Below are 6,000 nucleotides of genomic sequence, written 5' to 3' on the forward strand. Positions count from 1 at the left end.
TCGCTCTTCAGAAAAGATCCCATCTCTGTTGCTTTCTCTGTGGGCATCTCATCCCTGCAACAGTTTCACCATAGATTGGCTAACAATGGGATACTGATACTTTTAATCCAGACAACTCACGACATCACCTGACATCGTTCGAGAGCCTGAATACAACATCATTCTCCGACACGCTTTGAATGAAGGTGGTATCCCACAACGCCTTAAGAAAGATTCCCAAGGCTCGATTACAATCTCGTTTAATTTCGTACCCGCAGTCAGGGCATTTAAACGTTTTGTTTCCACCTAAATTATGGTGGATGTGACCGCATTTACTGCATGTTTTGGACGTATATTCCTCAGTCACCCGCACTAATCTCGAACCGTAACGGTTACAGAGATGTTGTAGAGTTTGACTAAACTCATAAAACGCCCAATTCATCATTGCTCGTGCGGACTTGCTTTTTAGTTTACGTTTGTTCTTGGCAACCATTTGTGATGTTTCAAAATTTGGCAGATAAATCGTGTCGTAATTACGAGCTAGATGTGACGCAACTTGTTTATGCACTTCACCGCGTCGTTTTTTAATTCGTTTTCTAACGCGCTCCATTGCTTGTTTTAATTTGTCACGTAAGCGCTTAAACTTTCTTCCTTTCGATTTGCCGTGTTTTGATTAAATTATCGATATTCTGACATAGTTTAGCTATTCGGGCAAAGTCACCCTTGGCAAACTCGGTGAATTTATTGCCATCAAAACCAGTCATGAAGCACCTTAATAGAGGGTCAAGAGCTATAATTCTCGGTTTCCTGTCAACGCTTTCTGGTTCAATATCAATTGGAAAATTAGCGTACCACCTACCTTTGTTATAAGTTATATCGGTAGCACGAGCGTAATTAATCAAGCAATTATCTTGACCCCATTACTCAGCTTTCTCCAATTCCTTGCTAGCCATAAAATGACCATCTTTGTAATCATTGGGTTCAAACTGGATTGTTTGTTTTTGGTCGCGGACAGACCTAAACCTAGCAATCTTTAACCAGGCAAGCGGATTATGCTTCTTCTCCTTACCCTTCGCCAGAAACTTAGGCTGACGTTTGGTTTTATACCAGGCTGTATAGGCTTCAAATAAAGCGTTATCAAGAGCCTGAGCAATTTTCAGTTCTTTGCACCAAACTGGGATTATTTCCTCTCCTAGTGTTTTACAAAAACTTCTAAATGCTGTTTTACCTGCTGTTTTCTTGCCTTTTTTGTTAAATTATTCAAAGTATTGATGCTTATTCAAATACGTTATGGCGTTGTTGTAAACCTTACGGCAAGCATGTATTCTCAGCATCCATACTTTCAAAGTTTCTCCTTTTGGATAAACCCTGTAAGTCAGGGTCTTCTTTAATTTTTTGTTTGTACTTTCTGATTCCTTCACGCTTACAGGAGAAGACATGGATGATGGCAAGAACATCTTCAAGCATTTCTCGCTCTGGGCTAAGTACCTTGTTCTTGAGAAGCATAATTTTACACCCGCTGTGGTCTGCAAGCCATGAATAATAGTCTCCCCCAAATCTACAAAGTCAGTATGAGTTGGCAATGACAACCATTCCGATGTCGCCTGACAAAACTCGTTCCAATAAGGTAAGCAGACCTTTTTTTTTGAATTTGAGTCCACTGCCGACATCTCGGATAACTTCGCAGCTCGGGTAACGAGAGACAAGAAACTCAAGAGGTCAGGTTTTTGACTATTGTCATGTTTATAGACCCCTAGCTCTCTTGGGTAGCTATCAATCATGATGTTGCCAGTTGTCGATTCAGGATTATGCGATCTTATTCCTTCTGCTCAGCTTGGTAACAAACCCCATTAATTTAACATCCCTCTTTCCAGTAATGTCAAGTCAACGGCATTTATTTTATATAAATAATTTATAAAATTTTATAAATAAATAAATTTAAAATAGGATTGTGTAACGTGTTGCAGGCTGATCGGGCAGCCAGCCTCAGCCCTGATTCCTGAATCAAAACCAGTAACTCCCGTCCAACTGCTTAACCCAAGAACCGATTAGAAGATACCCTATCTCCTAGTTGTCTTGGCATAGTATTAGGTTTAATTTAAGTTGGAGGAACTTTGTCAATCAGCAATTATACTTATTTTTCGAGTTAAGAGAGATTAATTTTTCCAGTTGTTCGGCTAACGAGGTAACTTATGCTACTTTGTTACTTAAATAATCCCAAATGCGGTTTAAATTGTGTTTGAATTCTTAATTCCCTTGACCAATTAAAACGCCCCACTTATAAAGCAGGGCGTTTATTGACGCGCTCCATCCACACTAAAGCGGATAGAATATTTCATTTCTTAAACCTGTATCAGGAACTGGGAAGAAAAACGGGCTAACCTCCCGTTGGTTAACCCGCGAGCTTGGGAACGCGCAAAATAACTATTTTTGCAGCACCAATTTGACATTGGCATTTTGCAGACCGCGTTGCTTGACTTCTGCCAAGGTTTTGTTGACTGCGTACTTCTGATTGATAGAATTGATCAGTTCGGTTTGGTTGTGCTTCTTAGCAACACCCCACAGGTCAGCGATTAGGTCGAAAGAACCATCGCTGTTGCGAGACCAGCCGAGGTCGTATTCGCCTTCCAGAACTGCAACGATGTCAGAACGAACCCGTTGACCGTTGTAGCCGCGAACGTCTGCATTGGTCTTAACGTTGATGCCCAGGTCGCGCAGAGAAGCTTTCAGGATTTCGGCATCGGTGATCTTGGTACGCAGTGTGCTGAAGTGAGACATTGGGATTTCCTCCTAGAGAGATCGAAAACAAACGACAACGTTTTTTGAGAGATCGTACCGCCTTTAAAAGTGCGGCTTTTTATCAAACTGCTAGCGAAAGCTAGCCTTTCCTCCTGTTGGGAGCAGGAGAAAGCTTTTAGAACTCCAGTCGCTGATATTCGGCGACGGAAGATGCAGCAGGCCGCGCCCGCTGTCTGGCCCAGTCTCGTAGCGCCGTGACCTGTTCGGTCATCGTGCGAGACAGCGGTAACGTCGATTTAATCGCGGCAATAATATCTAGCTGCGTGAATTCTCTATCCTGAGCAAAGGCTTCATACATCGCTGCAATCAGTGCCTGCTCAATTTCTGCCCCAGAGAAGCCATCGGAAACCTTAGCCAGTTGCTCGAGGTCGAAGCGCTCGATTTCGCGGCGGCGCTTGGTTAGGTGAATCTTAAAGATTTCCTGGCGCTCTTCGGGTGTGGGCAAGTCTACAAAGAAAATCTCATCAAAGCGACCCTTCCGCAAAAATTCCCCTGGCAAGCGTTCTACTCGGTTCGCCGTTGCCATTACAAACACCGGGGAAGTTTTTTCTTGCATCCAGGTGAGGAAAGAGCCGAATATGCGGCTGGAAGTCCCGCCATCCGAGTCAGACGAGCCTGTGCTACCCGCAAAAGCTTTATCCAACTCGTCAATAAACAGAATTGTCGGGGAAATTGATTCTGCCGTTTTTAAGGCATTTCTCAGGTTAGCTTCCGATCGACCTACCATCGAACCGTCGTAGACGCGCCCCATGTCCAGTCGCAGAATTGGTAAACCCCAGAGGCGAGAAGTCGTTTTGGCAATCAGGGACTTACCACAACCCGGTACTCCCAGGATTAGCATCCCTTTCGGTTGGGGCAACCCGTATTCTCTGGCTCGCTCCGTAAAAGCGTTGGAGCGTTGTTTAAGCCATTTCTTCAATTCTTCTAAACCACCAACAGCATCAATCGTTTCGTCTTCTTCGATATATTCCAAGATGCCGTTGCGACGAATAAGTTGTTTTTTCTCAGATAGAACGATATCAACTTCTGCTTCCGTCAGCCGACCTGTAGTAACTTGGGCTTTTCGGTAAACTTTCTCCGCTTCATCCTGCGTTAAGCCCAAAGCCGCTCTTAAAAGTTTCTCTCGCGCTTCTGTAGTTAGACGACGCCCGCGATTTTGCTCCAGATGTTGGGTTAGTACTTGATTGAGTTCTCCCATGTCCGGCAGCGAGAAGTCTATAACCACTACTTCCTTTTCCAACTCAATTGGAACTTGCTGCACGGGTGACATCAGGATGATGGTTTTCTGGCTGCCTTTGAAGCTTGCGATCGCATCCCTTAACCACCGCGTTGTCGCTGGCGAATCAATAAATGGATGTAAATCTTTGAATATAAATATACTTGGGTCTCGCTGCCGGTTCATCACCCACTCAATCGCTGCCTCTGGCGAGACTGTATTGTGCTGGGTGATGTTGCGAGGTTGCTCGTAATCAACTAGACCGTGGGTGACTGTCCATACAAAGACTCGTCTTTGAGGTCTGCTGATTTTCGCGATTGTTGCTATTGCCTGCTCTGCCCGTTCTTCCTCGGAAGTTACCAGGTAGATCAGAGGGTATTGAGCTTGAACTAGAACGTTGAGTTCTTCTTGCATGGCCATCGACCTACTATCGACCGACTAGAAACGTTGCAGACATTTACACACTCCGCTTAAATCCAAATGCTATAACGTACTAGCGTTACTTGCACCAACCTTAAGCAGGATATTTTTTACCTGACCAAGGAACAAGGAATTAATTCTTCCTCGCCTTCTTTTGTGGTTCCAGAGCTTACAGGCACTTTGTCAACTGGGAGCGATTCCTCCGGCAGCACACCTGGTTGCTTTTTGAGCGATACCAGTTCTCCTTCCTGCATTACCACCGCACCCGTACATTCCGGACAGTGATAAACCCGATGAGTTTGACCTTTGGTTGCTTCCTCTACCTCTTCTACCACTTCTGGATGAGCTAGGTAGAATACGAGCGCTTTTTGAGCGAGCGCTGACATCGGCTCTGAGTCAATTGCTGCTCGGATTTTGAGTTGACGATGCAGCTCTGGTGAAAGATACAACGTAACTTTTTGTTTATCTTGCATATGACTCATTAGTGTTCTACCCGGGTATGCATATCAGATTATCCATTCTCAACCTTGCTGTCAAGACATTAAGCTGGTTTGATGGCAATATTGTTACACTTCTTAACATTACTCTAGTAAAAACCTGAGATATGCCGGGTAAGCAAGGTTTGGGCTGGTGCGATCGCATCAAGTTAGTGGATATTTCAAATAATCAAAAAAATCTGGTATAATAAAAACTCTGAGAAAGCGGCAGTATAGCCAAGTGGTAAGGCAGTGGTCTGCAAATATAAGAACAGCCCAGTTTCACGCTTGGAACCCCTATCAGACAAGCCTCTGTGTTCTGAGGTTTCACCCTTCTGGCTACCTGGATCGCTACAACGGGTTACCCAGAATGAAAGCCCCTAAAGGTACTGTAGGCATCGAAACCCATCACGGCTGGCTTAGGCTTAGGCTCCCCAGAACTGTCACCACTGGCAGCAGTAGGTATTTCTCACTAGGACTTCAAGACACCCCAGACAACCGCAAGAAAGCACAGGTCATTGCCTGGGATATCGAAACAGATATTCAAGGGGGGCTACTGAGGCCATTAGGCAGCTACCTAGCCAAGCCCCCAGTCTTAGCAGAAGTCCGCAGCCTAACTGACCTGTGGCAACTGTTCCTGGAGTTTGTGCGACGTGAAAGTCGCGTGTTAGGCACGAGAGTGCTAAACGACTGGGAGACCTATCTCCCCAAGGAATCCTTTCTCCTTGTCCCTACGTAAAAGGGTTAATAACCCCGCCTAGATCAAGAGTAAGTAATGAAATTGATGGAATGCAAGGCACGAAAGCTCAACACACGGGTAGCCTAAAATCGGTGCGTGAGCAAAGGGAAGATTGATCAGGCTAACGAAAGTGAACCATCATCAAAGCTTCGTAAGGAATAAGGAGTGAAATAAGGCTGAAACACTCTAACCAAAACAGGACTTACGCAACTGTCACATGGGATTGCCGGAGGCATATCCGCTTCGCCCAATCGCATCTGGAGTAAAAAGGGCTGGGGCGAGTAAAAGCCAGACCTGGTGTGGTGTATAGCTGTTTGTGACAGTAAAAAAGCGGGTGAACGGAAGTTGCCGCGCCGCGGCGTAACTTCCGA

General features: G+C 45.1%; 6 protein-coding genes. All 6 read right to left on the reverse strand.

Going from position 1 to position 6,000, the window contains the following annotated elements; translation table 11 throughout:
- Positions 1 to 124 precede the first annotated feature (124 nt).
- Positions 125 to 589 (reverse strand): zinc ribbon domain-containing protein, encoded by a 465-nt coding sequence (locus ACE1CM_RS46415; protein WP_374886403.1) that lies wholly within the window; start codon positions 587 to 589, stop codon positions 125 to 127.
- Positions 590 to 617: 28 nt separating this feature from the next.
- Positions 618 to 743 carry a hypothetical protein gene (locus ACE1CM_RS46420; RefSeq protein WP_374886404.1) on the reverse strand — a complete coding sequence of 42 codons (126 nt, stop codon included), beginning with the start codon at positions 741 to 743 and terminating at the stop codon, positions 618 to 620.
- A gap of 492 nt (positions 744 to 1,235) precedes the next feature.
- Complete coding sequence (locus ACE1CM_RS46425) at positions 1,236 to 1,760, reverse strand: hypothetical protein (RefSeq protein ID WP_374886405.1); 525 nt, start codon at positions 1,758 to 1,760, stop codon at positions 1,236 to 1,238.
- 643 nt (positions 1,761 to 2,403) lie between these two features.
- The gene (locus ACE1CM_RS46430; RefSeq protein WP_374886406.1) at positions 2,404 to 2,757 is read right to left on the reverse strand and encodes a DUF1257 domain-containing protein; all 354 of its coding nucleotides are present in this window, start codon (positions 2,755 to 2,757) and stop codon (positions 2,404 to 2,406) included.
- Positions 2,758 to 2,893: 136 nt separating this feature from the next.
- Positions 2,894 to 4,408, reverse strand: coding sequence for an AAA family ATPase (locus ACE1CM_RS46435; protein WP_374886407.1), 1,515 nt, complete (start codon positions 4,406 to 4,408; stop codon positions 2,894 to 2,896).
- Positions 4,409 to 4,524: 116 nt separating this feature from the next.
- Positions 4,525 to 4,887 carry a hypothetical protein gene (locus ACE1CM_RS46440; protein ID WP_226591554.1) on the reverse strand — a complete coding sequence of 121 codons (363 nt, stop codon included), beginning with the start codon at positions 4,885 to 4,887 and terminating at the stop codon, positions 4,525 to 4,527.
- Positions 4,888 to 6,000: the final 1,113 nt, after the last annotated feature.

The organism is Microseira sp. BLCC-F43, assembly GCF_041929235.1.
Lineage (GTDB): Bacteria > Cyanobacteriota > Cyanobacteriia > Cyanobacteriales > Aerosakkonemataceae > Microseira.

Bases quoted from the DNA above. Each gene is read 5' to 3' on its own strand.
- ACE1CM_RS46415 (WP_374886403.1), bottom strand. From the start codon at position 589: ATGGAGCGCGTTAGAAAACGAATTAAAAAACGACGCGGTGAAGTGCAT.
- ACE1CM_RS46420 (WP_374886404.1), bottom strand. From the start codon at position 743: ATGACTGGTTTTGATGGCAATAAATTCACCGAGTTTGCCAAGGGTGAC.
- ACE1CM_RS46425 (WP_374886405.1), bottom strand. From the start codon at position 1,760: ATGATTGATAGCTACCCAAGAGAGCTAGGGGTCTATAAACATGACAAT.
- ACE1CM_RS46430 (WP_374886406.1), bottom strand. From the start codon at position 2,757: ATGTCTCACTTCAGCACACTGCGTACCAAGATCACCGATGCCGAAATC.
- ACE1CM_RS46435 (WP_374886407.1), bottom strand. From the start codon at position 4,408: ATGCAAGAAGAACTCAACGTTCTAGTTCAAGCTCAATACCCTCTGATC.
- ACE1CM_RS46440 (WP_226591554.1), bottom strand. From the start codon at position 4,887: ATGCAAGATAAACAAAAAGTTACGTTGTATCTTTCACCAGAGCTGCAT.